The organism is Mesorhizobium sp. M7A.F.Ca.MR.245.00.0.0 (genome assembly GCF_003997415.1).
Classification (GTDB): Bacteria; Pseudomonadota; Alphaproteobacteria; order Rhizobiales; family Rhizobiaceae; genus Mesorhizobium.
The window spans coordinates 45648-70573 of record NZ_RZTE01000025.1; the positions used below are offsets into that span (position 1 = coordinate 45648).

General features: G+C 62.4%; 25 protein-coding genes and 1 pseudogene (1 of these 26 only partly in view). 12 read left to right on the top strand and 14 right to left on the bottom strand.

What is annotated here, in order from left to right; all coding sequences use genetic code 11:
- The first annotated feature begins 123 nt into the window (after positions 1-123).
- From guaB to EOB80_RS22795, 3 genes are read left to right on the top strand one after another with little or no spacing between them, the layout of a single operon-like run.
- Entirely contained in the window at positions 124-1626 is a 1503-nt protein-coding gene (guaB, locus tag EOB80_RS22785) for an IMP dehydrogenase (RefSeq protein ID WP_127269487.1), read from the top strand.
- Complete coding sequence (locus EOB80_RS22790) at positions 1577-2200, top strand: hypothetical protein (RefSeq protein WP_127269488.1); 624 nt, start codon at positions 1577-1579, stop codon at positions 2198-2200. Before guaB ends, EOB80_RS22790 begins: the two co-directional genes overlap by 50 nt.
- Positions 2201-2237: 37 nt before the next feature.
- Positions 2238-2657 carry an MAPEG family protein gene (locus EOB80_RS22795; RefSeq protein WP_127269489.1) on the top strand — a complete coding sequence of 140 codons (420 nt, stop codon included), beginning with the start codon at positions 2238-2240 and terminating at the stop codon, positions 2655-2657.
- A gap of 49 nt (positions 2658-2706) precedes the next feature.
- Here EOB80_RS22795 and rnd read toward each other — a convergent pair whose 3' ends face one another.
- The 3 genes from rnd to EOB80_RS22810 all read right to left on the bottom strand — a co-directional run bounded on the left by rnd (position 2707) and on the right by EOB80_RS22810 (position 6205).
- On the bottom strand, positions 2707-3858 hold the full coding sequence (rnd, locus tag EOB80_RS22800; RefSeq protein ID WP_127329887.1) for a ribonuclease D: 1152 nt from the start codon (positions 3856-3858) through the stop codon (positions 2707-2709).
- 78 nt (positions 3859-3936) lie between these two features.
- Positions 3937-5178, bottom strand: coding sequence for an MFS transporter (locus tag EOB80_RS22805; protein ID WP_127273376.1), 1242 nt, complete (start codon positions 5176-5178; stop codon positions 3937-3939).
- Between the two features lie 109 nt (positions 5179-5287).
- The gene (locus EOB80_RS22810) at positions 5288-6205 is read right to left on the bottom strand and encodes a DMT family transporter (protein WP_127329889.1); all 918 of its coding nucleotides are present in this window, start codon (positions 6203-6205) and stop codon (positions 5288-5290) included.
- 92 nt (positions 6206-6297) lie between these two features.
- Here EOB80_RS22810 and EOB80_RS22815 point away from each other — a divergent pair, with 92 nt between their 5' ends.
- On the top strand, positions 6298-7164 hold the full coding sequence (locus EOB80_RS22815; RefSeq protein WP_127329891.1) for a LysR family transcriptional regulator: 867 nt from the start codon (positions 6298-6300) through the stop codon (positions 7162-7164).
- Here the strand turns inward: EOB80_RS22815 and EOB80_RS22820 are convergent.
- Together EOB80_RS22820 and EOB80_RS22825 are read right to left on the bottom strand one after the other, a co-directional pair.
- The gene (locus EOB80_RS22820; protein ID WP_127329893.1) at positions 7159-7629 is read right to left on the bottom strand and encodes a hypothetical protein; all 471 of its coding nucleotides are present in this window, start codon (positions 7627-7629) and stop codon (positions 7159-7161) included. The genes EOB80_RS22815 and EOB80_RS22820 overlap by 6 nt on opposite strands.
- A 26-nt stretch (positions 7630-7655) precedes the next feature.
- Positions 7656-8024 carry an antibiotic biosynthesis monooxygenase family protein gene (locus tag EOB80_RS22825; RefSeq protein WP_127271415.1) on the bottom strand — a complete coding sequence of 123 codons (369 nt, stop codon included), beginning with the start codon at positions 8022-8024 and terminating at the stop codon, positions 7656-7658.
- A gap of 96 nt (positions 8025-8120) precedes the next feature.
- Between EOB80_RS22825 and EOB80_RS22830 the strand changes: the two genes are divergently transcribed.
- Together EOB80_RS22830 and aspS are read left to right on the top strand one after the other, a co-directional pair.
- Complete coding sequence (locus tag EOB80_RS22830; protein ID WP_127329895.1) at positions 8121-8597, top strand: MarR family winged helix-turn-helix transcriptional regulator; 477 nt, start codon at positions 8121-8123, stop codon at positions 8595-8597.
- Positions 8598-8811: 214 nt separating this feature from the next.
- Positions 8812-10599, top strand: a complete 1788-nt coding sequence (aspS, locus tag EOB80_RS22835; protein ID WP_164762687.1) for an aspartate--tRNA ligase — start codon at positions 8812-8814, stop codon at positions 10597-10599.
- 232 nt (positions 10600-10831) lie between these two features.
- On the opposite strand, the gene EOB80_RS22840 is transcribed toward aspS, so the two are convergent.
- Together EOB80_RS22840 and EOB80_RS22845 are read right to left on the bottom strand one after the other, a co-directional pair.
- A complete protein-coding gene (locus EOB80_RS22840) occupies positions 10832-12022 on the bottom strand; it encodes a hypothetical protein (protein ID WP_127329899.1) in 1191 nt (396 codons plus the stop codon).
- Positions 12023-12125: 103 nt separating this feature from the next.
- On the bottom strand, positions 12126-12395 hold the full coding sequence (locus EOB80_RS22845; RefSeq protein ID WP_127258120.1) for a hypothetical protein: 270 nt from the start codon (positions 12393-12395) through the stop codon (positions 12126-12128).
- On the opposite strand from EOB80_RS22845, the gene parC reads away from it, so the two are divergent.
- Positions 12351-14603 carry a DNA topoisomerase IV subunit A gene (parC, locus tag EOB80_RS22850; protein ID WP_127329901.1) on the top strand — a complete coding sequence of 751 codons (2253 nt, stop codon included), beginning with the start codon at positions 12351-12353 and terminating at the stop codon, positions 14601-14603. The two genes, EOB80_RS22845 and parC, sit on opposite strands and share 45 nt — an antisense overlap.
- 241 nt (positions 14604-14844) lie before the next feature.
- Positions 14845-16059 carry an AI-2E family transporter gene (locus tag EOB80_RS22855; RefSeq protein ID WP_127329903.1) on the top strand — a complete coding sequence of 405 codons (1215 nt, stop codon included), beginning with the start codon at positions 14845-14847 and terminating at the stop codon, positions 16057-16059.
- 12 nt (positions 16060-16071) lie between these two features.
- Here EOB80_RS22855 and EOB80_RS22860 read toward each other — a convergent pair whose 3' ends face one another.
- From EOB80_RS22860 to EOB80_RS22870, 3 genes are all read right to left on the bottom strand, one after another.
- A complete protein-coding gene (locus EOB80_RS22860; protein WP_127267506.1) occupies positions 16072-16968 on the bottom strand; it encodes a DMT family transporter in 897 nt (298 codons plus the stop codon).
- Between the two features lie 129 nt (positions 16969-17097).
- A complete protein-coding gene (locus tag EOB80_RS22865) occupies positions 17098-17862 on the bottom strand; it encodes an arginyltransferase (protein ID WP_023810205.1) in 765 nt (254 codons plus the stop codon).
- Positions 17863-18002: 140 nt separating this feature from the next.
- Positions 18003-18473 (bottom strand): RDD family protein, encoded by a 471-nt coding sequence (locus EOB80_RS22870; RefSeq protein WP_127329905.1) that lies wholly within the window; start codon positions 18471-18473, stop codon positions 18003-18005.
- A 208-nt stretch (positions 18474-18681) separates the two neighbouring features.
- Here EOB80_RS22870 and sthA point away from each other — a divergent pair, with 208 nt between their 5' ends.
- Positions 18682-20136 carry a Si-specific NAD(P)(+) transhydrogenase gene (sthA, locus tag EOB80_RS22875; RefSeq protein ID WP_245466419.1) on the top strand — a complete coding sequence of 485 codons (1455 nt, stop codon included), beginning with the start codon at positions 18682-18684 and terminating at the stop codon, positions 20134-20136.
- Here sthA and EOB80_RS22880 read toward each other — a convergent pair.
- Entirely contained in the window at positions 20096-20758 is a 663-nt protein-coding gene (locus EOB80_RS22880; RefSeq protein ID WP_127329907.1) for an alpha/beta hydrolase, read from the bottom strand. The two genes, sthA and EOB80_RS22880, sit on opposite strands and share 41 nt — an antisense overlap.
- A gap of 202 nt (positions 20759-20960) precedes the next feature.
- On the opposite strand from EOB80_RS22880, the gene EOB80_RS22885 reads away from it, so the two are divergent.
- On the top strand, positions 20961-22217 hold the full coding sequence (locus EOB80_RS22885) for an OpgC family protein (protein ID WP_127329909.1): 1257 nt from the start codon (positions 20961-20963) through the stop codon (positions 22215-22217).
- A 2-nt stretch (positions 22218-22219) separates the two neighbouring features.
- Here EOB80_RS22885 and EOB80_RS22890 read toward each other — a convergent pair whose 3' ends face one another.
- Positions 22220-23299 carry a substrate-binding domain-containing protein gene (locus EOB80_RS22890; RefSeq protein WP_127329911.1) on the bottom strand — a complete coding sequence of 360 codons (1080 nt, stop codon included), beginning with the start codon at positions 23297-23299 and terminating at the stop codon, positions 22220-22222.
- A gap of 154 nt (positions 23300-23453) precedes the next feature.
- Between EOB80_RS22890 and EOB80_RS22895 the strand changes: the two genes are divergently transcribed.
- Together EOB80_RS22895 and EOB80_RS22900 are read left to right on the top strand one after the other, a co-directional pair.
- Positions 23454-23597 (top strand): hypothetical protein, encoded by a 144-nt coding sequence (locus EOB80_RS22895; protein WP_127329913.1) that lies wholly within the window; start codon positions 23454-23456, stop codon positions 23595-23597.
- Between the two features lie 63 nt (positions 23598-23660).
- A complete protein-coding gene (locus EOB80_RS22900) occupies positions 23661-23810 on the top strand; it encodes a hypothetical protein (protein ID WP_127329915.1) in 150 nt (49 codons plus the stop codon).
- Between the two features lie 34 nt (positions 23811-23844).
- Here the strand turns inward: EOB80_RS22900 and EOB80_RS22905 are convergent, their stop codons facing one another.
- Together EOB80_RS22905 and EOB80_RS22910 are read right to left on the bottom strand one after the other, a co-directional pair.
- Positions 23845-24219, bottom strand: coding sequence for a DUF423 domain-containing protein (locus EOB80_RS22905; protein ID WP_127272732.1), 375 nt, complete (start codon positions 24217-24219; stop codon positions 23845-23847).
- 37 nt (positions 24220-24256) lie between these two features.
- Positions 24257-24926, bottom strand: a pseudogene (locus tag EOB80_RS22910) (MFS transporter) (it continues 562 nt past the right edge of the window).

A 24926-nucleotide genomic window follows, 5' to 3' on the forward strand; every position in this document is an offset into this window, starting at 1 on the left:
GGCGCTTGGACGTGGTACCAGCCAGCGCCAATTCTGAAAGGGAAGAAACGAGTCGGCGCTGTCCATTCCGGTCCAGCGCTTTTTTGTATTCCCCCACCGCGTTTTATATTCAAGGGACTGGCCATGGCAAAAATCATCGAAACGTCCACCGGCGCATTGGCGCTGACCTTTGACGACGTGCTGCTGCAGCCCGGCCATTCCGAGGTCATGCCCGGCGAGACCGATGTCCGCACCCGCATCGCCGGCGACATCGACCTCAACGTGCCGATCCTCTCGGCGGCGATGGACACCGTCACCGAGGCCAGGCTCGCCATCGCCATGGCCCAAGCCGGCGGCATTGGCGTCATCCACCGCAATTTCTCGCCGGCCGAACAGGCCGAGCAGGTGCGGCAGGTCAAGAAATTCGAATCCGGCATGGTGGTCAATCCTGTCACCATCGGCCCCGACGCGACGCTCGCCGACGCGCTGGGCCTGATGCGCAGCTATTCGATCTCGGGCATTCCGGTGGTCGAGAATGGTGGCACTGGCGGCCACAAGGTCGGGCGGCTGATCGGCATCCTGACCAATCGCGACGTGCGCTTTGCCTCCGATCCGGCGCAGAAGGTCCATGAGCTGATGACCCGTGACAACCTGATCACGGTCAAGGAGAACGTCGACCAGGACGAGGCCAAGCGGCTTCTGCATCAGCACCGCATCGAAAAGCTGGTTGTCGTCGACAGGCAGGGCAACTGCGTCGGATTGATCACCGTCAAGGACATCGAGAAGTCGCAGCTCAACCCGCACGCCAGCAAGGACGCACAGGGCCGCTTGCGCGCCGCCGCGGCCACCAGCGTCGGCGATGACGGCTATGAACGCGCCGAACGTCTCATCGATGCCGGCGTCGACCTTCTGGTGATCGACACCGCGCATGGCCACTCGCAACGCGTGCTCGACGCGGTGACGCGCGCCAAGAAACTCTCCAACTCGGTTCGCATCCTGGCCGGCAACGTCGCCACCGCCGCGGGCACGCAGGCGCTGATCGACGCCGGTGCCGACGCCGTCAAGGTCGGCATCGGTCCGGGCTCCATCTGCACCACCCGCATCGTCGCCGGCGTCGGCGTGCCGCAGCTCTCGGCGATCATGTCGGCGGTCGAGACGGCGCACAAATCCGGCGTCTCGGTTATCGCCGATGGCGGTATCAAATATTCCGGCGATCTCGCCAAGGCGCTCGCCGCCGGCGCAAGTGCCGCCATGATCGGCTCGCTGCTGGCTGGGACCGACGAAAGCCCCGGCGAGGTCTATCTGCACCAGGGCCGCTCCTTCAAGGCGTATCGCGGCATGGGCTCGGTTGGCGCGATGGCCCGCGGCTCCGCCGATCGCTACTTCCAGGCCGAGGTGCGCGACACGCTGAAACTGGTTCCGGAAGGCATCGAAGGGCAGGTTCCCTACAAGGGACCTGTGTCTGGCGTGCTGCACCAGCTTGCGGGCGGCTTGAAAGCCGCTATGGGTTATGTTGGTGGCCGCGACCTTGCCGATTTCCGCGAGCGCGCCACTTTTGTGCGCATATCCAATGCCGGACTTCGTGAAAGCCACGCCCATGACGTCACGATTACCCGCGAAAGCCCGAACTATCCCGGTGGAGCCTGACCAGTACGGGCTCGGGCGGAACCTGACGGCAACGATCCTGCGGCTGTCTCGCCACGCAGGCGCGCTCTGTTTCCTGTCGGCGGTGGTTTTCATCGCCATGACGGCTCTGGAATTCTTCTATTTCCGCCAGTTGAGCGGCGGCTTGCCGTCACTCGACATGCGCATTTTAGGGTTTACGCCGGACGAAGGCATGGCCTGGCTGACGGCGCTCGGCCGGCGCGGCGGCGAGATCATTCTCGTCTGGCACTATCTGACCTTCGATCTGTTGTTCCCGGCGCTGCTGTCGGTCACGCTGGTCAGCCTCATCCTGGCCACCGGCCGGCGATTGAAGGCTTTCCGCGTGCTGCCGGCGCAGCTGCAGTCGATTTTCGCGTTGGTCCTGGTGCTTCCCTACACGCTTGCACATTACGTTCAGAACTTTGCGGTGGCGCGGCTTCTGTCCGATTTCCTGTCGGCCAACCCGGACTCGCTGTCTTTCGCCTCGGCGCTCACCGTCACCAAATTCGCGCTTTTCGCCATACCGGTGATCGTCATCGCGGCCTTCTGGCTGGCGGGCCAGAAACGCCAGGCCTGATGCCGCACGCGAAGCCCAACCGGGCAGGGGGCACTTGATGAACCAGACCACGATCTTCTGGCCCGTTCTCGCGCATGTGCTGCTGATCTACATCGTCTACTGCGTCCTGGGTCGTCGCAGATACGGCGCAATCAGGTCAGGCGAGGCGAAGGCCGGTCAGTTCAAGGTGCGTTCGGCCGAACCGGCCTCCAGCGTCACCGTTGCCGCCAATCTCACCAACCAGTTCGAACTGCCGGTGCTGTTTTACGTGCTGTGCCTGACGCTGCACCTGACCAACGGCGTCAACTATCTGACCTTGTCGCTGATGTGGATTTTCGTCGCGTCCCGCTATTTCCATGCCTGGATTCACCTGACCAGCAACAATCTGCTGCTGCGCAGCCGGTCATTCTTCGTCAGTGCGGTGATTCTCCTGCTGGGATGGATCTGGTTCGCGCTGCACCTGCTCGGCGCGGTCTGAGCAGAGCGCTTCTGCCTTCTCCCACAGGGGAGAAGGGAAGTCCGTTCGCCTAAAGGTCGAACACCGCGATCTTGCGCTTGTCGAACTTGATGCCGATCTCGCCGCGCACCAGCTTGAGCGCGGCCTCGCCGAACACCGCGCGCCGCCAGCCTTGCAGCGCCGGTACGTCGGCTTCCTCGCCCTCGGCGGCGATACGGTCGATGTCGTCGCTGGAGGCCAGCACCTTGGAAGCGACGCCTTCCTTTTCGGCGACGATCCGCAGCAGCACCTTCAACAGTTCCGCCGCGGCGCTCGAGCCCTCGGGCGGCTGGAAACTCTTTGGCAGTTTCGGCATCTCTTCCTTGGGCAAGGCAAGCGCGGTGTTGACCGCGCCAAGCAGCGCCGTTGCCGTCGACGAGCGCTCCCAGCCCTTCGGCGTCGTGCGCAGCTTGCCGAGGGCTGCCGCGTCGCGCGGCGCCTGCTGCGCCACCTCGTAGATCGCGTCGTCTTTCAGAACGCGGCCGCGCGGCACGTCGCGTTCGCGCGCCTCGCGCTCGCGCCACGCCGCCACGCCCTGCACGATCGCCAGTTCCTGTGGCTTGCGCAGCCGCATCTTCAGCCGCTTCCAGGCGTCCTCGGGATGCGGATCATAGGTCTCGCGGGAGGTCAGCACCTCCATCTCCTCGTTGAGCCAATGGGCGCGGTTTTCCCGCTCCAATTCGGCGCTGAGGTGCTGATAGACCTCGATGAGATGCGTGACGTCGGCCAGCGCGTAGTCGAGCTGCTTGTCGGAAAGCGGCCGGTGGCGCCAGTCAGTGAAGCGCGATGACTTGTCGAGCCGTGCGCCGGTGATGCGCTGCACGAGCTGATCGTAGGAAACACTGTCGCCGAAGCCGCAGACCATCGCCGCCACTTGCGTGTCGAACACCGGATGCGGAACCAGATCGCCGAGGTGGACGATGATTTCGATGTCCTGCCGCGCGGCGTGGAAGACTTTGACCACCGCTTCATTGGCCATCAGCCTGAAGAACGGCTTCAGGTCGATATCGGGAGCCAGCGGATCGATCAGCGCCGTCACGCCGGGTGCGGCCATCTGTATGAGGCACAGGATCGGCCAAAACGTCGTTTCTCGTATGAATTCGGTGTCGACGGTGACGAAATCCGACTTTTCGAAAGCGGTGAGAACGGTCTCGAGTTCTTTCTGGGTGGTGATGACGTGCATCAAATCGCTTTTGACAGGAGTAAGGTCTTCCTAGATTTCAGCCGCCGGGGCTTTCGTCAAGCTTTGGCAACGCCATCATCAGGTTCCCGGACCATCGGAATCGTCGTTTCTCCTGGCCAGCCGCGCGAAAACCGTCGAAGTGCGCAGGAGCGCGGTGAAGCGGCCGCGCCTGCCTGCCGGCACACCGGACCGGGCCTGCATGCGGTAAAGGATGACGGCGATGAAGATCGCATAGACCACCGCGCTGAATACAAACAGGGCGCCCGGTCCGAAATATTGCATCGCCGTCGAGGCGGCGAACGGGCCGCCAATGGCGCCGAAGGAATAGAACAGCATCAGCGCCGCGTTGATCAGCACGAACTCGCCCGTGTCGGCGCGATCGTTCGAATGCGCCGCCGACAGCGAATAGAGCGGCATGGCGAAACAGCCGAAGATGAAGATGAGGATGAAGTTGAGCGCCGGATTGCTGCCGGCGATGAACACCAGCGCCAGCGCCGAAAGCATCGCGCAGCAGGTCGTGATCAAGAGCACGCGGCGCCGATCCCAGCGGTCGGAGAGGTAGCCAAGCGGATACTGGATGATGGCGCCGCCAAAGATGCCGACGCTGACGAAGGTGACGACATCGGCGACCGACATGCCGATCTGCTCGGCATAGACCGGCGACAAGGTGCGAAAGGCGCTGTTGGTGACGCCGACGGCGATGCAGCCGAAGCAGCCCAGCGGCGAAATCCGCCAGACGCGCGCCAGGTCGAGCTTGACCTCTTCGGGTGGTGCCGGGTTGGAGCGGTCGCCGAGCGACACCGGCACCAGCGACAAGGTGATCATCATCGACATGATGGCGAAGATGGCGAAACCGCCGGCGCCGAAGACCGGGATCAGGAACTGGGCTGATGTCACCGAACCGATGTCGACCATCCGGTAGATCGCCAGCACGCGTGCCCGGTCGTGATTGCCGACGCCGGAATTCAGCCAGCTTTCGACGATGGTGAACAGCCCGGCGAAGCAGAAGCCGCCGGCAAGGCGCACCGCGCACCACATCACCGGATCGATGACCAGCACCAGGAGCAAGGTGCCGACCGAAGCGATCGCCGCCAGTGCCGAAAACGCCCTGATATGACCGACCGCCTTCATGATCCGAGTGATGGCAAGGCAGCCGAGCAGGAAGCCGGCGAAATAGAAGGTTCCCATCAGGCCGATGTCGGAAGCCGAAAACCCTTCCTGCGCACCACGCAGCGCGATCAGCGTGCTCTGCAGCCCATTGCCGCCGAGCAGTATGCCGGCGGCGAGGAGGAGCGGGATCATCGGGCGGATGGAGGACATGAAGAGGCGATCACGTGTCGGTGATCCCTTATTGGACCATCGCCTTGGCCAACGCCAGCAGCAATTCCCTGCGCCAACAGGGATGATCGCATTTCGCTTTGGTCAGCGCTCAGCGCTGCCGGCGACGCGACTGCCGATCGTCGGGCCACAGGCCGAGCCGCTCGGTTGCTCCCGTCGCGATACCTATTCCGGCGAGGACTGCCATCAGCCCGACAATCAGGTTCGCGCTTACCTGTTCGCCCAGGAAGACGACACCGAAGATCGATGCCGTCACCGGATTTACCGCAATGGAGACGGCAACCAGTGTCGGCGGCGCGCGCTCGAGCGCGAATGCCCAAAGGAAGAAAATGAAGGCGCCGCAAATTATGGCCAGATAAGCGCTCGCGATCCACTGAGGTGCACTGAGAGTGGCAAGTCGCGCGAAGCCTCCGCTCGAAACCACCAGGACCGATAGGCAGACCGCGCCCACGCCCATGCCAAACGCCACGAACGGGATTGGCGCGGTGCGGGATAGAAATGGTCTCGACCAGACGTTGTAGAGCGCCATGCAGAAAGCGGCCGCGACCATGAGAAGATCTCCGCGCCAGGCATCTGGGGGAGCAGTCGTCAGGCTCGTGCCGAGCGCTACGGCCACTCCTGCCATTGCGATCAGGACACCGACGATCTTGCGGATAGTCGGCGGCTCGATCTTCAGAACTGCCGCGGCAAGCATCGTGAGCAGAGGCAGTGTCGAAAGCGCAAGCGCACCTCGCGCGGCCGTCGTGTAGACAAGGGCTCCATTGAAGAGCACCGGAAACAGCCCGAAGAACAGAAGGCCCAATGCACCAGTGCCGAGCCAATCGCTCTTCGGCGGCCACCTGTCTCGCCGCCAGAGAGCGACGGCGGCCAAAACCAGAAAGCCGCCGCCGAACCGGACGGCACCGATAGCCAGAGGATCGAGCGTGCCCGCGAGATATCGCGTTGCGCCAACGGCGGTGCCCCCGAAAGCGCTGGAGAGAATCGCGGCGAGCACTCCTGTGACTTCCATGGTTCCCGACCTTGCTGGCTCGGAACCGGGGATATCGGGAAGGCGGGCCATAAGGAATCGAATAAGCTCAATGAGTTTGATAACATTCCACTATGAGCATCCCGAATCTCGATCCGGACCTTCTGCGGGCCTTTGTCGTCGTTGCCGAGCGACTCTCGTTCACGCGAGCCGCCGAGCAGCTCAATAGAACGCAGGCGGCCGTCAGCTTGCAGGTGAAACGTCTTGAGGAGCGCATCGAGACCATCTTGTTCCGGCGCTCGACAGCCCGCGTTGAACTCACCGCCGCCGGGGAGGGCTTTCTGATCGATGCCCGCCGCATACTTGCTCTCAATGAGCAGGCGATTGCGCGTGTTTCCGGTCAGCAGGTGGGCGGACAGGTTCGCATCGGGGTCATGGAAGATTATGGCACCAAGATCCTGCCGCGCCTCCTTTCGGGCATCGCCGAGCGATTTCCGTTGGTGCAGGTCGAAATGGAGATTGGTCTTACCGCCCGGCTCCTGAAACGGCTTGGGTCCTCGTTCGACGCCGTCATCGCCATGCACCCGGAAGGTACGACCGAGGGAGATTTGATATGCCGCGAAAGGGCGATTTGGGCAGCGGCGGCGACGCGAGCCGTCGAGGAACTCGATCCGCTGCCCGTCGCTCTGTCGAGCCCCGATTGCCTATTTCGTTCCTGGGCAATTGAGGCGCTCAACAAGGCAGGCCGGCCATGGCGATTGGCCTATGTCAGCCCGAGCCTCTCAGCCACGGAGGCAATTGTTGAACAGGGCCTGGCGGTCACCGTGGTCAAAGGCAGCATGCTTGCGCCAGGCCTGCGCGGCGTCCATCCAGGCCGCCATGCGCCGCCGCTGCCCGGGGCGGAGATTCGTCTTCACCGGGCGGAGACCTCTTCCGCCAGCGCTTTACTGGTCGTAGATCACCTTTCCCATCGCCTCCGGCTGTCGGCGCTTGGGTCATAGAGGTGATGCTTTGACGGGCCGAGCGGGCCGACGGCGGAGCCGGCCTTTCATTTTGAACCCGTCGCGCATGTTGAGGCCGAGTAGCGTGATGTTCGTCGCGCCGGCGGCCAATTCGAGCGCCTGCACGGCGTAGAAGCTGGTGTCGAACTCGCTGGCTCTCGCCTTGGATGCGAGGAAGAGTGCGGAGGGGATGAGAACCAGGAGACCATTGGCGGCTATCCATGGCATGCGCTTGATCTTCGCGCCGATCAGCCCGGCCTGCCGGCCCTTGGCCGCCGCAAAGCCCGAACCTCCCGCCGCCGCCAGCGCTGGAACGAGCAACAGGAAGCTCCACGGTATGGCCATCTTGACGGCGGCTATCGCCACCTGGGAGGCAAACATCTCACTGAGGACCGTCGACAGCCAGAGGCTTGCGATCGTCAGCATCGCGACCGTCCCGGCGACTGGGTGAATGACCTTGATCATGGCTTTCCCACCATTCTTGCAATCGTTTAAGCCAGGCAGATGCCCGGCACCGCCACCTTTTGGAACAGATGCGGAGAGGCGACGGCCGAGGACGGATAGGCCGAGAGCTTCGCCCTGAACTCGGGATGCGAGAACGCTGCCCGGAAGTCAGCCATCGTTTCCCATATGGCATAATTGAAATAGGCCGGACTTTCGCCGATTGCGCGGTGAAGCTGAGTCGAGATGAAGCCGGGCTGCTGCTTCATGAAGACCGCATCATCCTGCCATGCATGGAGGAAGGTCTGCTCGTCGGCCTTGTCGAGCGTGAAGACGTTGACCAGCACGACGGAGGTAGCATCGATCGCGATCTGGCGGTCGATCGGGAAAGCGGGGTTCAGTGGGCGCATGAGCGACATGATAAGCTCCGTTAATTGGTGTTATGGTGCCAATCTGTTACCTTGATTACATTATCAATTTGACAACATAATGTCAATAGCAATATAGGATGTCATATGCCTGATGCCAAGCGAACACCTGCCGGCAATGCCTTGACCGATCTCATTCTCGACCTGTTCAGGCTCAGCAGCCGAATGCTCACATCGGGTGACAGGCTGGTCGCCGACCTCGGTTTGACGAGCGCCCGCTGGCAGATTCTCGGCGCTGTCGTGACCGCCGAACGCCCTCAGCCAGTCGCGTGGCTGGCGCGCGATCTGGGAGCCAGCCGCCAGAATGTCCAACGGATCGTCAACGACCTGCATAGGGAAGGGCTCGTCGCCTTCGAGGCCAATCCGCATCATCAGCGTGCGCAGCTTGTCGTTTTGACTGACAAGGGAAGACAGACTTTCGATGCCGCGGTGCATTTGCAGGCGCCATGGATCGAAAACCTCGCGGATGGCCTGCTGGTCGAGGACATCAACACCACGCACAGGGTCATGACGGCGCTGCGGAAAAAACTGGAAGGCAACGATGAAGCTGAAGAGCAAGCCTGACGGTTGTGGCCCTGTGGCGGTTTCCTTCACAGGCTGAGTGCCGCGCTGATCCTCGCGCTGCCTCTCTGCGGCTACCGGGCGGCGAACACCATGGACACGGAAGTCCGCTTGCCTTGACAAATCCGGCCTCCCATGCGCTTTTCGCGCAAATTTTCAGGGCCGGGCCGTGATGCCTTGGCCGGCAACTAGAGCACCCCGGACTTTACCAATGACAATGCACCGTTACCGCAGCCATACCTGTGCCCAGTTGAGGAAGAGCGACGTCGGCTCGACCGTTCGCCTGTCGGGCTGGGTGCATCGCGTGCGCGATCATGGCGGCCTGCTCTTCATCGACCTGCGCGACAATTATGGCCTGACCCAGATCGTCGCTGATCCGGATTCTCCTGCCTTCAAGGTCGCCGAAACCGTGCGCGGCGAGTGGGTCATTCGGGTCGACGGCGAGGTCAAGGCGCGTTTGCCCGAGACCACGAACGCCAATTTGCCGACCGGCGAGATCGAGATCTTCGCCCGCGAGATCGAGGTGCTGTCGGCGGCCAAGGAATTGCCGCTGCCGGTGTTCGGCGAGCCCGACTATCCCGAGGATATCAGGCTGAAATACCGCTTCCTCGATCTGCGCCGCGAGACGCTGCACAAGAACATCATTGCGCGTACAAAAATCATCGCGGAAATGCGCAAGCGCATGGGCGAGGTCGGCTTCACCGAATTCTCGACGCCGATCCTCACCGCGTCGTCGCCCGAGGGCGCGCGCGACTTCCTGGTGCCATCGCGCATCCATCCCGGCACCTTCTACGCGCTGCCGCAGGCGCCGCAGCAGTACAAGCAGCTGATCATGGTGTCGGGCTTCGACCGCTACTTCCAGATCGCGCCCTGCTTCCGCGACGAGGACCCGCGCGCCGATCGTCTCCCTGGTGAGTTCTACCAGCTCGACCTTGAAATGAGCTTCGTCGAGCAGGACGACGTGCTTTCGACCATGGAACCTGTCATGCGCGGGGTCTTCGAGACCTTCGCCAACGGCAAGCCGGTGACGCAGAATTTCCAGCGCATCCCCTATGATGTGGCCATGCGCAAATACGGTTCCGACAAGCCGGACCTGCGCAACCCGATCGAAATGCAGGCCGTTTCCGACCATTTTCGCGATTCCGGCTTCAAGGTGTTCGCCAACATCCTGGCCAACGATCCGAAGGCTGAGGTGTGGGGCATTCCGGCAAAGACCGGCGGCAGTCGCGCCTTCTGCGACCGCATGAATTCCTGGGCGCAGGGCGAGGGCCAGCCGGGGCTGGGTTATATCTTCTGGCGCAAGGAGGGTGACAAGCTCGAAGGCGCCGGCCCACTCGCCAAGAACATCGGCGAGGAGCGCACAGAGGCGATCCGCCTTCAACTCGGCCTTGCCGACGGCGATGCGGCCTTTTTTGTCGCCGGGGATCCGAAGAAGTTCGTCTCCTTCGCGGGGGCTGCGCGCACCCGTGCCGGCGAGGAGCTGAACCTTGTCGACCGCGAGCGTTTCGAACTGTGCTGGATCGTCGACTTCCCGTTCTTCGAGTGGAACGAGGAAGAGAAGAAGATCGACTTCGCCCACAACCCGTTCTCGATGCCGCAAGGTGGCATCGATGCGCTGAATGGCGAGGACCTGCTCGGCATCAAGGCGTTCCAGTACGACATGGTCTGCAACGGCTTCGAGATCGCCAGCGGCGGTATCCGCAACCATCTGCCCGAAACCATGGTCAAGGCATTCGAGACGGTCGGGCTGGACCGAGCCACGGTCGAGGAGCGCTTTGGCGGCCTCTACCGCGCCTTCCAGTATGGCGCGCCGCCGCATGGCGGCATGGCCGCCGGTGTCGACCGCGTCGTCATGCTGCTGCTCGGCGCCAAGAACCTGCGTGAGATCACCATGTTCCCGATGAACCAGCAGGCCTACGATCTGTTGATGAACGCACCGTCGGAAGCGAGCCCGCAGCAGCTTCGCGACCTGGCGCTGCGCGTTGCCGTGCCCAAGAAGGACTGACGGCGGCGTTGCAACTGCCCTTTCTCCCCGTCTCTATACGGGGAGAAATGTCCGGCAGGACAATGAGGGGCAGCGCGGATGCGGGCAATTGGCGAACGGCCGTTGCAGCTGACGCCTTCTGACAGGCAATCGGTTCGGCATGAATTGCAATTTGTAGGCGTCGGCGCTGCCCCTCATCCGCCTGCCGGCACCTTCTCCCCGTATAGTGACGGGGAGAAGGGAACTACTTCGATCAGTCTTCGTTGGCCTTGACGGTGACGCCGAGCGTCTTCGGTAGGTCGAGCGGGTTGGACATGGCGCCCGCCATGATCAGTGCGAACGGCACGGATGCCGGCGGCTCGGCCGAGATTTCGAGGCTCTTCGGATCATCGAGGAATTTGCTGACCGCAGCCGTAACCTGCGCCGTCAGTTCCGGATTGTTGAGCTGCGCCATGCCGAACGGCACGATCGCCTTGGCCTGGTTGGCGATGTCCTTGCCGGACATGCCTTGCTGCTTGCCGACATAGTCCAGAACCTTGTTGGTCAGCGAATCGTCGTCGAAGCGGATCGAGGCGCTGTTGAACGAAAGCTGCTGCAACAGGCCGAGCATGGCCATGCCTTGCGCCGAATTGTCGGCGCCTTCAGGCTGTGCCGCCATCTTCTTCTGCATTTCCTGCAGCGACTTGATAAAGTCCAGCGTGTAGCCGCCGAGATTGAAGGTCATGCCGAGCGTGCCGGCATTCTCGACCGAGATGTCGTATTTCGACAGTTCCATTTTGCCGTCCGTGGGCTGCCAGGTGCCGGCCATTTCGAGATTGCCCGCGATGTTCTGGTAGCCGAGCGCGTTGATGACTTCCTTGGACTTGGGATCGTCCACCAGCGTCAGGTCGGCGTTGAATTTCCCCGTGGTGGCGGTGAATTCCATCGCCTTGCCGTCCGCCGGCGGCGTGATCTCGATGGCAAGTCCATCCATCGAGAAGGCGGTCTTGTCGGCGACCTTGACGGTCATGTTCGAGAGTTCGGCTGACTTGTACATCATCAGCGAGCCGAGCGGGCCGGTGGCGCCGTCGGCCGGAACTGTCATGTCATGGATGACGAAGGGGCTGAGGTCGAGGGTGACGCCGTCCTTGCTGTGTGTGAAGGCAGCCGTCGATACGGTGGCGATGTCATAGCCGCCATTTGCCTCGGTCACACCTTCGAGTTTGACGTCGCCGATGGGAAGCGCTTCCTTCTCCGCCGCCGGTTTGATGGCAACGCCCTGCAGCACCATGCTGGTGTTGTCGCCGGTCACGCCGGTCCAGGTGATGTCGACACCTTGTGCGACAAGCGCGGCCTTCAGCCGGTCGGCCACTGCCGTATCCTGTGCGAGGGCCGCATTCAGCGGCAGCGTGAGCAAGAAGGTCGAAAGGGCTAATTTCCTAAGAGTTGAGCGTTTGATTGTCATCGCAAGGTCCCTGAGAGTGTCCTGAAATTGTTTTTTCAATTATTTGCGCCATCACCATTCCGTGACGAACTGGACCGGAAAAAGGCGTGTCCCGGCACATTGGTCAAAAATCGCGGTGAAAGGCAAACCCGATCCCACCGTCTTTGCGCAAACCGGTGAATTTGTCATGAAGAGCCGATAGCCGGATATCGTCGCGCTTGGCCATAGAACCCGCATGTAACAGGCTGATGTTGGCCGACATCCCCCGGGGTGCGGTTTCATGTTGCAGAAGGGCCGGTATCTCTGTCGGGCTCTTGCCGCGAATCACCCGCTCGGCTAGTCCGAGCCCATGGGAAAAAGGCTTTTGCCGCCTGAAAATGGCGGTGGCGATCATATCGAGCCGGTCGATCTGAAGAAGGCGCTGGAAGAGCGCTATCTGGCCTATGCGCTGTCGACCATCATGCACCGGGCACTGCCCGATGTGCGCGACGGACTGAAGCCGGTCCATCGCCGCATCATGCACGCCATGCGTCTGCTGCGGCTTAACCCCGACCAGGGCTTTGCCAAATGCGCCCGCATCGTCGGCGAGGTGATGGGCAAGTTCCACCCGCATGGCGACCAGTCGATCTATGACGCGCTGGTGCGGTTGGCGCAGGATTTCTCGATGCGCTATCCGCTGGTCGACGGGCAGGGCAATTTCGGCAACATCGACGGCGATAACGCCGCCGCCATGCGCTACACCGAAGCGCGCATGACCGATGTGGCGACCGAACTCTTGTCCGGCATCACCGAGGATGCCGTCGATTATCGGCCGACCTACAATGAAGAAGACGAGGAGCCGGTGGTTTTGCCCGGCGCCTTTCCGAATCTGCTGGCCAACGGCTCGTCCGGCATCGCGGTGGGCATGGCGACATCGATCCCGCCCCACAACGCCGCCGAGCTTTGCGATGCCGCACTTCACCTGATCGAAAACCGGGACGCGTCGGTGGCGAAGCTGATGGACTTTGTCCAGGGGCCGGATTTCCCGACCGGCGGCATCATCGTCGACAGCCGCGCCTCGATCCTCGAAGCCTACGAAACCGGCCGCGGCGGTTTCCGCGTGCGCTCGAAGTGGTTCCAGGAGGACCAGGGCAGGGGCACCTGGAGCATCGTCGTCACCGAAATCCCCTACGGCGTGCAGAAGGCGCGGCTGATCGAGAAGATCGCCGAGCTGCTGATGGCACGCAAGCTGCCGCTGCTCGAGGACATCAGGGACGAAAGCGCCGAGGACGTCCGCGTCGTGCTGGTGCCGAAGAGCCGTTCGGTCGATCCCGGCATCCTGATGGAATCGCTGTTCAAGCTGACCGAGCTCGAAAGCCGCTTCCCGCTCAATATGAACGTCCTGTCGCGCGGCAAAGTGCCCAACGTGCTGTCGCTGAAGGGTGTGCTGCAGGAGTGGCTCGATCATCGCCGCGAGGTTTTGGTCCGCCGCTCGAAACACCGGCTCGGCGAAATCGAAAGACGGCTGGAGATACTTGCCGGCTACCTGATCGCCTACCTCAATATCGACGAGGTGATCAGGATCATCCGCGAGGAGGATGAGCCAAAGCAGGTCATGATGGCCCGCTGGTCGCTCACCGACACCCAGGCCGAAGCCATCCTCAACATGCGCCTGCGCGCGCTGCGTAAGCTGGAAGAATTCGAGATCCGCAAAGAATTCGACGGGCTGAGCGCCGAGAAGAAACAGATCGAGGCACTGCTTGCTTCAAACGAGAAGCAGTGGGCGACGATCAAGTGGGAAGTCACCAACATTCGCGACAAGTTCGGCCCGGAGACCGAGCTCGGCAAGCGCCGCACCCAGTTCGCCGACGCGCCCGAGCATGATCTGACCGACATTGCCCACGCCATGATCGAGCGCGAGCCGGTCACCGTGGTCGTCTCGGAAAAAGGCTGGCTGCGGGCGATGAAGGGGCATCTGGCCGATCTCTCGACGCTGACCTTCAAGGAGGGCGACAGCCTCAAGCTCGCCTTCCATGCCCAGACCACCGACAAGGTGCTGGTCTTCACCACCGGCGGCAAGTTCTACACCATCGGCGCCGACCGGCTGCCTGGCGGGCGAGGCCATGGCGAGCCGATCCGCATCATCGTCGATATGGACAATGACCAGGACATCGTCACCGCCTTCGTTCATGACCCGAAACGCAAGCTGCTGCTGGCCTCGCACGACGCCAACGGTTTCATCGTGCCGGAGGAGGAAGTCGTCGCCAACACCCGCAAGGGCAAGCAGGTGATGAACGTCAAGGCGCCGGACGAAGCCAAGCGCTGCATCCCGGTCAGCGGCGACCATCTCGCTATCGTCGGCGAGAACCGCAAGATGCTGGTGTTCGCGCTCTCCGAGATTCCGGAGATGGGCCGCGGCAAGGGCGTGCGCCTGCAGAAATACAAGGATGGGGGCCTTCTCGACCTCAAGCCGTTCACGCTGAAGAGCGGCCTTTCCTGGCAGGATTCGGCCGACCGCACCTTCACAAGGTCGCGAGAGGAACTGGCCGAGTGGATCGGTGCGCGTGCCTCGGCCGGACGGATGGTGCCGAAGGGATTCCCGAGGACGGGGAAGTTTGGGTAGCGCTGCTAATCTCCCCCCTTGAGGGGGAGATGTCGCCAAAGGCGACAGAGGGGGTCGGCACGACTGGACGCGACTTCCTTCGCCGGCAGAGGAGGTTAGCGCTTCACGCGCGGCGACCCCCTCTGGCCTGCCGGCCATCTCCCCCTCGAGGGGGGAGATCCCCAACTCATTTGGACTATCGTCACGATTGCTGCACTATATCAGTGCATAGACAGGAGGGGTGTTTGGGAGAGCCAGGCGTTTGAAGGAAGCAAAAGTCCAGAAACCGGAACGGCAGCAACGCCTGTTCGGCCTGTCGACGCCGCTCAGGTCCGCCGTCATTCCGCCGCTGTCGGCGGCGCGCTGGCTGCTGGTGCTGATCGTCGCCGCCGGCGTTTATTTCTTCCACGGCTTCCTGTTTCCGGTGCTGGCGGCGCTCGTCATCGCTTTCGCCAGTTGGCCCCTCTACCGCCGCCTGCTTGTCGCGGTCAGTGGCAACCGCACCATCGCCGCGACCTTAGCCATCCTCTTCATCCTCGCCTTCCTGGTGATCCCGATCGCGCTCGCCGGCACCTATGCGATCAACGAGGTCCGCGAATGGGTCGCCTGGGCGATCGAGACCAACCGTCATGGCGCGGTGACACCGCACTGGATCGCCACCATGCCTGTCGTGGGCGAGTGGCTGAACCAGCAGTGGACGACCAATTTCGGCCATCCCGGCGGCATTGGTGAACTGATCCAGCTGGTCAGCGGCGCTAACATCGGCAGCATCTATCGCGGTGTGCTGGCCGCCGGCGGCAGCGCTTTCGGCTTGCTCCTGACATTGTTGTTCATGATGATCGCGTTGTTCTTCGCCTATCGCGACGGCGAGCATTTTGCCGGCCAGGTCGACCGTCTCGGCGAACGCATCCTGCCGACCAGATGGGAACGGATTTCGCGCGTCGTGCCCGCGACGATCTCGTCGACCGTGACCGGCATGACCGTGATCGCCATCGGCGAAGGCCTGGTGCTGGGCATCGCCTACTGGCTGGCCGGCGTGCCGTCGCCGGTCACGCTTGGCGCCTTGACCGGCGTCATGGCGCTGATCCCTGGCGGTGCGCCACTGTCGTTCACGCTGGTCTCGATCTATCTGGCCGCCAGCGGCTCGCCGATGGCCGGGCTGGCACTGTTCCTCTGGGGTGCGGTCGAACTGTTCATCGTCGACAAGACACTGCGCCCGAAGCTGGTCGGCGGGCCGATAAAACTGCCCTTCCTGCCGACGTTTTTCGGCCTCATCGGCGGCGTCAAGACCATGGGGTTTCTCGGTCTGTTCATCGGCCCGGTGCTGATGGCCCTGCTGGTCGCGATCTGGCGCGAATGGCTTCGCGAGGTGGAAATGGCCGATGAAGTCGTCCCGGGCTCGCCAGCCGAAATCGAAGCCGGTCCGCAAATAGAAGCCTTGCCGGAACCTGACGTGGCGAAGAAGGCCAGCGCCTGATCTCAACGCGCCTTAGACCGGATGTTGCACCGCAAGGTCGCCACGCCGCTTGCGTCCCTCGTGAAGTTGCCACAGCGAATGCGCGATCAGCGTGACGATCAGGATCGCGCCGCCGATCAGGCTGTTGCGCGTCGGTGTCTCGGCAAAGATCATCCACACCCAGACCGGCGCCAGCACGGTTTCGAGCAGGTAGAACATCGCCACTTCAGGGCCCGAAATGTATTTCGGCCCGGCGGCAAGGCAGAAGAACGCTATCGGCATGACGACGGCGCCGTTGAGGATGATCCACCAGGGCGCCTCCACCTGAAAGCCAGTGTTGGAGACCATGAACGCCGCCAGCCCGAAAGGCAGGACGACGCCGATCAGTGAGGTAAAGCCCATATCCTTGCCGCTGGCGCGCGAGATGGTGATGGCGCAGGCGATCAGAAAGGCCGAACACAACGCCATCAGGTCGCCGAACAGATGTCCGGTGCCGACGGAATCGCCGACGATGATGACGACGCCGACAATCATCATGGCCAATGCCGCAAGGGTCAGCGGCCGCGGCCGCTCCTTCAGGAACACCCATGAAAGCAGCGCGGCGAACATGGTTGTGAAGGCCAGGATGAACACCAGGTTGGCGGTCGAGGTGTTATAGACGCCTGTGATGAAGGCAATCGCGCCGAGCCCGTAGATCGCGGCAACGATCAGGCCCGACCAGCCAGGTATCAGCTGCGGCGCATTCTTGCTGAACGAGCGCCAGATGGTCCACATGATCAGTGCCGCGGCCAAGGTGCAGCCGGTGCGCAGCAGCAGGATTGTCCATGCCTCGCCGTGGGCGAGCCGGATCAGCGGGATGTCCACGGTCAGCGTCAGCCCGCCAAATGCGGTGAGCAGAAGTCCTTTGGTGTGAGTATCGTGAGACGACATGCAGCGACTTTCACAATGAATTCGGGAGAGGATGGCCGACCGGCGCAATCGCACGCTCTCCGCCAACCAGCGGAAAGACCAGCATCGTCTCGATTGAAAATGTTTAAGCCCGGACGTGGGAAAGAGTAATCAGCGCGCGACCGCTTCGTTGGTGTAGCGCTCCCAGCCCTTCGGGCCGAGATGCTCCTGCGGCATGAAGCGCATCTTATAATTCATCTTGCGCGAACCGTTGACCCAGTAGCCGAGATAGACATGGGGCAGGCCCATCGCCCTGGCGCGGGCGATGTGGTCGAGGATCATGAACGTGCCGAGCGACCGTTCCTCGAAATCGGGATTGAAGTAGGAATAGACCATCGACAGGCCGTCGGCCATCTTGTCGGTGAGCGCCACCGCGATCAGCTCGCCCTGTCCCTTGCCGGTGATGAACGTGTCTGGTCCACGCCGCCGATACTCGATCACCTTGGTGTCGACATGGGTATCCTCGACCATCATCGCATAGTCGAGCACCGTCATGTCGGACATGCCGCCACGGCGGTGGCGGGCATCGAGATAGCTGCGGAACAGGGAATATTGTTCGGTCGAAGGCTCGGCATTGTGCATGTGGCCGACGAGGTCGGAATTGTGCTGCAGCACGCGCTTCATGTTGCGGCTGGCGACGAATTCCTGGGCGAGGATGCGTACCGAAACGCAGGCGCGGCAGGTCTCGCAGGCCGGCCTGTAGGCGATGTTCTGCGAACGCCGGAAGCCGCCTTGCGTCAAGAGGTCGTTCATCTCCGCCGCCTTGTCGCCAACCAGGTGCGTGAACACCTTGCGCTCGAACTGGCCGTCGAGATAGGGGCACGGCGACGGCGCGGTCAGGAAGAACTGCGGCGACTGGGTCGGATGCTGCGTCATCGAGCCTTGGAAACACTCCTTCGAATCGCTCTACCTTTGGCGCGGACGGCGAAAAATTCAACAGGATTATGTGAGCGTGGTCGACTCGACGCCTTCACATTTGTGCTCAATCGGTTGCGACTGCTCTTCAGAGGGCCGTTTCAGCGGTCGGTGCGGCTGACGACGGTGCCAAGCAAAAGATCGTGCAAGGTGCGCTTGCGGTCGGAAAACAGCGTCACCAGCAGGACGAGCGGCGACAGGATGACATTGCCGGCCCAGAACAGCACCGAATGGACGACCGCGGTGAGGCCGTCGATCGGCCTCCCGTCGAGCCGGTCGAGGCGGATGCCCACCATCTTCATGCCCGTGGTGGCCTGGTCGGTGCTGCCCAGCGTGTTCCAGATGTAGATAATGGCCACAGTCGGTACCAGGACGCCGAACAGCATCCAGCCAAGACCGAGGGTCAAAAGCCCGAGGAAGAACACCAGAATGGCAAACGGGATGGTGAGCAGCGCGACGATGACATAGTCGATCACGAAGGCCAGGATGCGCTTCGTGCGCACGCCGTCATAGGTCCTGACATCGTCGAGTCTGCTGGTGATGATTTCGCCGTCGAGAACGCGCGCGTTCATGTCATTTCCTCGTAACAAGGTCCGACATAGGGTGCGGACCGCTCAGCCATGAAATGGTGAAGGCCTGTGGCGGAATCAAGATCGGGCTTCTTGCGGTGCGCCGGCCTTCAAGGCGCCAGGCGCAATCTGAACCGGTTGAATTTGCGGCGCGGATAGCATTAGCTTGCTGCGGCGCAGCAAAAGCGCACATGGCAGGGGACGGGGCAATATGGACTACGACATGCTGGTCATCGGCAGCGGCCCTTCCGGTCGCCGGGCCGCGGTGCAGTCGGCCAAGCTCGGCAAATCGGTGCTGGTGGTCGATCGCGGCCGGCGTCTGGGCGGTGTCTCGGTGCATACCGGCACCATCCCGTCGAAAACGCTGCGCGAAACGGTGCTCAACCTTTCGGGTTGGCGTGAGCGCGGCTTCTACGGGCGCGGCTACCGGGTCAAGCAGGATATCTCGGTCGGCGATCTGGTCGAGCGCCTGCACAAGACGCTCGACCATGAGGTCGAGGTGCTGCAGCACCAGTTCATGCGCAACACGGTCAAGAGCGCTCGGGCCGCGGTGAAATTCCTTGGCCCCAACAAGGTCAGCCTGACTACCGACACAGGCGATTACAGCGAAGTTGGTTTTGCCAATGCGCTGATCGCAGTAGGCACCAGGCCACACCGGCCACGCGATGTGCCTTTCGACAAGACCCGAATCTTCGACAGCGACGAGATGCTGGAGCTTGATCGCTTGCCGCGCACGCTGACCGTGATCGGCGCCGGCGTCATCGGCGTCGAATATGCGACGATCTTTTCCGCGCTCGACGTCCCGGTAACGCTGGTCGAGCCGCGCAACTCCATCCTCGATTTCGTCGACCGCGAGATCGTCGACGATTTCATCCACCAGATGCGCGATCGCGGCATGACCATCCGGCTGGGCAGCGCGGTGAAGGAAATCCGCTCCAAGCCGGACGCCGCCGAAGTGGAACTGGCCGATGGCCGCACCATTCGTTCAGAGGTCGTGCTCTACGCCGCCGGCCGCACGGGCAATGTCGGCAACCTGGGTCTGGATGTCGTCGGCATCGATGCCGACTCCAGAGGGCGTATCAAGGTCGATCCGCATACGTTCCAGACCAGCGTGCCCAACATCTACGCCGCCGGCGACGTCATCGGCTTTCCGAGCCTGGCCTCGACTTCGATGGAGCAGGGCAGGGTGGCGGCCTGCCATGCCTTCGGCGTGCCGTTGCCGCCGCCACCGGAGACCTTTCCCTATGGCATCTACGCGGTGCCGGAAATCTCGACGGTCGGCCAGTCCGAGGAACAGGTGCGTGAGAGCGGTGCGGCCTATGAGATCGGCGTGGCGCGCTTTCGCGAAACCTCGCGCGGCCACATCATGGGCGTCAACACCGGTTTCCTGAAGCTGCTCTTTTCGATCGAAACGCGCCGTCTGCTCGGCGCGCACATCATCGGCGAGGGCGCCACCGAGCTCATCCACATCGGCCAGGCGGTGATCAATCTCGGCGGCACCGTCGACTTCTTCGTCAACAACACCTTCAACTATCCGACGCTCGCCGAAGCCTACAAGATTGCAGGGCTGGACGCCTGGAACAGGATGGGACGGGGGCAGGCGGCTGATCATGCTGGTGAGTCCGTCAGCCTGCCTGTGCCGCCAATCCCCGCAGCCATTGCCTGACGATTGCCGCGTCAGCGTTGCCGAATTCATGACCTGATGGGACAATCCGGGCGTCGATCTCGGCGCCATGCTGGCTGAGCAATGTCACCAGAGCAGGGGCGAAGGGCGAATAGGTGAGATCCGCGGCGCCGGCGATCATCAGCACGCGCACCTTTGACAAATCCGTCGCCGGCACGTGATCGAGCACCGGCATCGGCCGCAGTAATGCAGCGCGTTCGACAAGGCCCGGATGCAGCAGCATCAGGCTTGAAACCAGATTGGCGCCGTTCGAATAGCCGAGGAACGTTGTGCGCGAGAGGTCGAGATGGTGACGTGTGGCCGCATAAGCGACGAAGCCCGCAAAGGCATCGGTCTCGGTGCGGATGCTGTGCTGTTCGAAGCGCGTCGGCGTGATGCGCTCGAACCAGCGGAAACCATCCTCCTGGACAATGCGGCCACGCACCGCGATCAGCTTGGCCCGCGGTGCGATCTCTCGTGCCAGCGGCACCAATGTCGTCTCGTTGACACCCGATCCATGCAGCAGGAAGAGACATTCGCCGGTTGAATCCGCCGGGCTGTAAAGCCGGTAGCTGAAGGCCAGATCACGCCGCAGCGCACCATCTTGTGAGGTCTCTTCGATCATCGCGCATCCTCTTGATTATATGAGGTTTCGCTCAATTTGCCGGCTTCAAAACGCAATATTTTCAAGCTCCGCGAAAGTTGATTGAACCGGGCGCATTACAGTCCGTTTCTCCGCCGATAACATTCCTTCGGGAGGAATCGAAGCGGTGCGCCGGGGGTCGCATTGCCCGGCATGAACAACCAGCTTTGAGGCCTTTTTGTCGATGACCACCCAGATTTCCCCGGACCGCGATGCGCGTGTCCCAGACCGCGATTCGCGTGTCTCGGACCGCGATGCGCGTGTCCCCGATCGCACTGAGCGCGACACGCGCATAGATGTGTTCCGCGCTCTCGCTTTGCTGACCATCTATGTCGACCATGTGCCAGGTACCGCCTTCGAGTATCTGACCTACAAGAATTTCGGCTTTTCCGATGCGGCGGAAGTCTTCGTGCTGATCTCCGGCATTTCGGTCGCGCTCGCCTATGGCAGGAAATTCGAGCCCGGAAACCGGCTGCTGGCAACCCTGAAGATGTTGCGCCGCGCCGGTGTGCTTTATGCCACCCACATCGTCACCACCATGGTGGTGATGGCCATGTTCTGCGCTGCGGCGGTGTTTGCCAGGCGGCCGGAGCTTTTGACGATGATCAACATCGAGCCGTTGATCAAGAATACGCCGCAGGTGCTGATCGGCATCGTGACGCTCGGCCACCAACTCGGCTACAACAACATACTGCCCGTCTATGCGGTGCTGCTCTTGCTGACGCCGGTGTTCCTGCTCATTGTCAGCTATCGGCCGGTCTTGGCACTGGTCGCCTCCGGCGCCCTGTGGCTGGTCGCGGGGGTTTATCAAATTGCTCCGCCTAACTATCCCGAGCCCGGCTTCTGGTTTCTCAACCCGCTGTCGTGGCAGTTCCTTTTCAACATCGGCCTGGCAGGTGCATTGCATGTGCGTCGCGGCGGTACCATCCCGGTCAATCGCTGGCTGGTTGGCGCGGCCTTGGCCTACACCGCTGTGGCACTGGTCTGGGTGCACAGCCCGCTTTGGGGGCACATCTCCTGGTTTGGCCTGCCTCCGGTGCTGACCGGCTTCGACAAGACGTTCCTGTCGCTGCCGAGGCTGCTGCATATATTGGCGGTGAGCTACCTGATCGTGGCATTCCCGGCGGTCTCGAACCTGTTTCGCACCGGACGCGATCATCCGCTTGCCATATTGGGCAAACGATCGCTGCCGGTTTTCATTGCCGGCACGGTGCTTGCAATGGCGGCGCAAGTGCTGAAGCTGATCAATCCGGGCGGATTTGCCTATGACAGCCTGTTGATATCGGCCGGCATCGTCATGCAGTTCGCGCTCGCCTACTATCTCGAATGGCTATCGGGCCTTGGCTGGTCCGGCAAAAGCAGGCCGGCTCACAACGCCGCACCGCCCGTCCATGCTGCATCCTTCGCGATGCCGGCCATGGCGACAAGAATGGGCCGTTGAGCTCAGGCGGGCGAGGGGCCGGATGAGGCTCGCACCACGAGTTGGACCGGCAGCGATTGCCGGCTGAACGAACCGTCATTTTCAAGGATCGCCTTGACGGCAAGGCGGCCCATCTCGGCGATCGGCTGGACGATCGTGGTCAGCGGCGGCTTGGAAACCGCCCCCTCCGGAACACCGTCGAAGCCGACGACCGAAACATCGCCCGGCACCGCAATGTCGTGCTGCCGCAGCCAGTCCAGCGCATGGAGCGCCATCCTGTCGGACATCGCCAGAATGGCTGTCGGCGTCTCGGCACCGGCGAAAATATGGTCGAGGCCGGCCCAAACGCTCTTCTCGTCATTGACGGTTTCGTAGATAGGCACCCGCGAGACGTCGACGCCGACCCGGGAGAGTTCAGCGAAATAGCCACGCAAGCGGTCGCGCGTAGCGGAGTAGAGGGCCATTTCCACCTGCTCCCTTGTGGTAGGGCCGAAGCCTGCGTCGGCACAGGGCAGGGTAAGCACGGCAAAGCGGCGATGTCCGAGTTCGGTCAGGTGGCGGGCGGCCAGGCCAGCCCCGGCAATGTTGTCGACGCCGATCGCTGCAACGGCGTCGTCGTCGTCCGAATCGAGATCGAGCGCGACAAAAGGGAGTTTGCGTTCACGCGCCAGTTCGACCAGCCTTGAACCGCCATCGACGCAAAAGACGATGAAACCGTCGACCAGCGCACTTTGGATGTTCCAGGCAAGCTGTTCGTTGTTGGCTGCGGAGACCAGCGAAATCCCCGCACCGGTCGCGTCGCAGGCCTGCGAGATGCTGGCCATCATCACCCGGGCAAAGGGGTCGTCGAAGAAATAGGAGAGGGGTTCTGCGGTCGCGACACCGATGGCATTGACCTTGCCGGCGCGCAGCAGCCGGCCCTTGGGATCTGGTCCGCCATATCCCATGGCCTCGGCTGCCGCCTTGACCCGCTCGCGGACCTCCTCGCGCACGATGTCCGGCCGGGCGAACACGTTGGACGCGGTGCCGTGCGACACGCCGGCCGCCTTGGCAATGTCCGCCAGACGGACCGGTCTTGTCTTTGCAGAGGTCAATGGCGCCATCTTCGTCTCCTGAATTCCTTCATCTAACACTTTCGTTGGATCGGTTCAAATTTTGACTTGATCACAGTCTCGGCAAGGCGTATGTTTGAATCGATCTAAGCGAACGGCGGTTCTCTAGATTGGATCGATTCAACATATTTAGGGGAGTTGTGCCATGCATCCCGTCAATTTTCTGTTCGAAGATATTTACCGCAACGACTGGAGCATCTCGTCGAACACCACGACGCAGAAGCGCCGTGGCAAAGCCAGTCCATGGGTTCGCGAGTTGCGGTTCCTTGTGAAGCGCAAGCGGAGCTGATCGGGGTCGGTTTTTCGCGCCTGTCGATTGGATCGATTCAAGGGACTAGAAGGAGCGCACATCATGCATCCCGTCAGCTATCTGTTCGAAGATATCTACCGCAACTATTGGGGCATCGCGCCGGCCTCCAAGAGGCCGGAACGGCTTTGGTTGGCGAAGCTGCGGCGACGCAATCGCGAATTGCTCATCAAGCCCGAGCGCCGGCAGGACTAGCAGCCCACGCTTTTACATTTGGCGCGGGCAGGCGTCAGGAACGCATGCGCACCAGCGCCGAGGCGGCGATCGCCAGCCAGCCGGTAATGAGTAGCGTGCCGCCGATCGGCGCCGACAGCGGGAACAGCCGCGACCCGATGAAATCGCGGGCCAGCAGATCGCCGCAGAACAGCAGAAGCCCAACCAGCAGGATCAGGCTGCCGATGCGCAGCATCCGGTTCGCCCCAAGCAATCCGGCGGCGAGGAAGACCGGCGCATGCATCAGCAGGAAGGATGCGGCGGTGCCGACGAAGGCGCCGCCCAGATGCGCCGCCGCGGCCGACAGCGCCACGCCGGCGGCGCCGCACAGGCCGCCGGCCAGGACGAGGATACGGCCGCTGTTGTCGGAAGGTCGTTCGGCCGTGCTCATGTCCATGGCTCCGTGATATCAGGGGATGCCAATCCCGTCAGGACTTGCCGGCTTTGGCGAGCATGTCCTGCTCGCGGCGCGACTGTGCCAGCCAGTTATACACCGCGCCCCCGGCCATCAAGACGGATGTGCCCAGAAACACCGAGCGCATGCCGAAATGGCCACCGGCAAAGCCGCCGAGCAGGGGACCGGCGACCTGCCCGACATACTGGGCGGAAATCGACAACCCGAGCACATTGCCGCCGACCCCATCGGGAACATTGTGGCGGATCACGCTGGTGATGCAGGGCAAGAGCCCGCCCAGCGCCAGGCCCATCAGGAAACGCAGGCCGATGAGTTGCCAGCTTTGCGTGACGAAGGCCTGCGGGATCAGCAGCAGTGCCGAGACGGCAAGCGCGCCGATGATGACGTTCCAGTGGCCGACGCGGTCGGCGAGTTTGCCGAGGCGCGAAGCCGACAGGATGGCGCCAAGGGCCGCCGCCGACATGACGACGCCTGATATCAGCGTGACGCGGCTCTGGTCCTCGATGAGCTGCTGCACATAGACGGTGATGATCGGCTCGATCGACATGGTGGCGAAGCTCAACAGCATGCCGGTCGCCAGCATGGCGACGACAGGCCGCTTGTCCGGGATTTGTGCCCAGCCGCCTTTCTGCTTCTGCTTCGCTGCGGCGTCCGCTGTTTTCGGCCGGGGATTCTCCTTGATC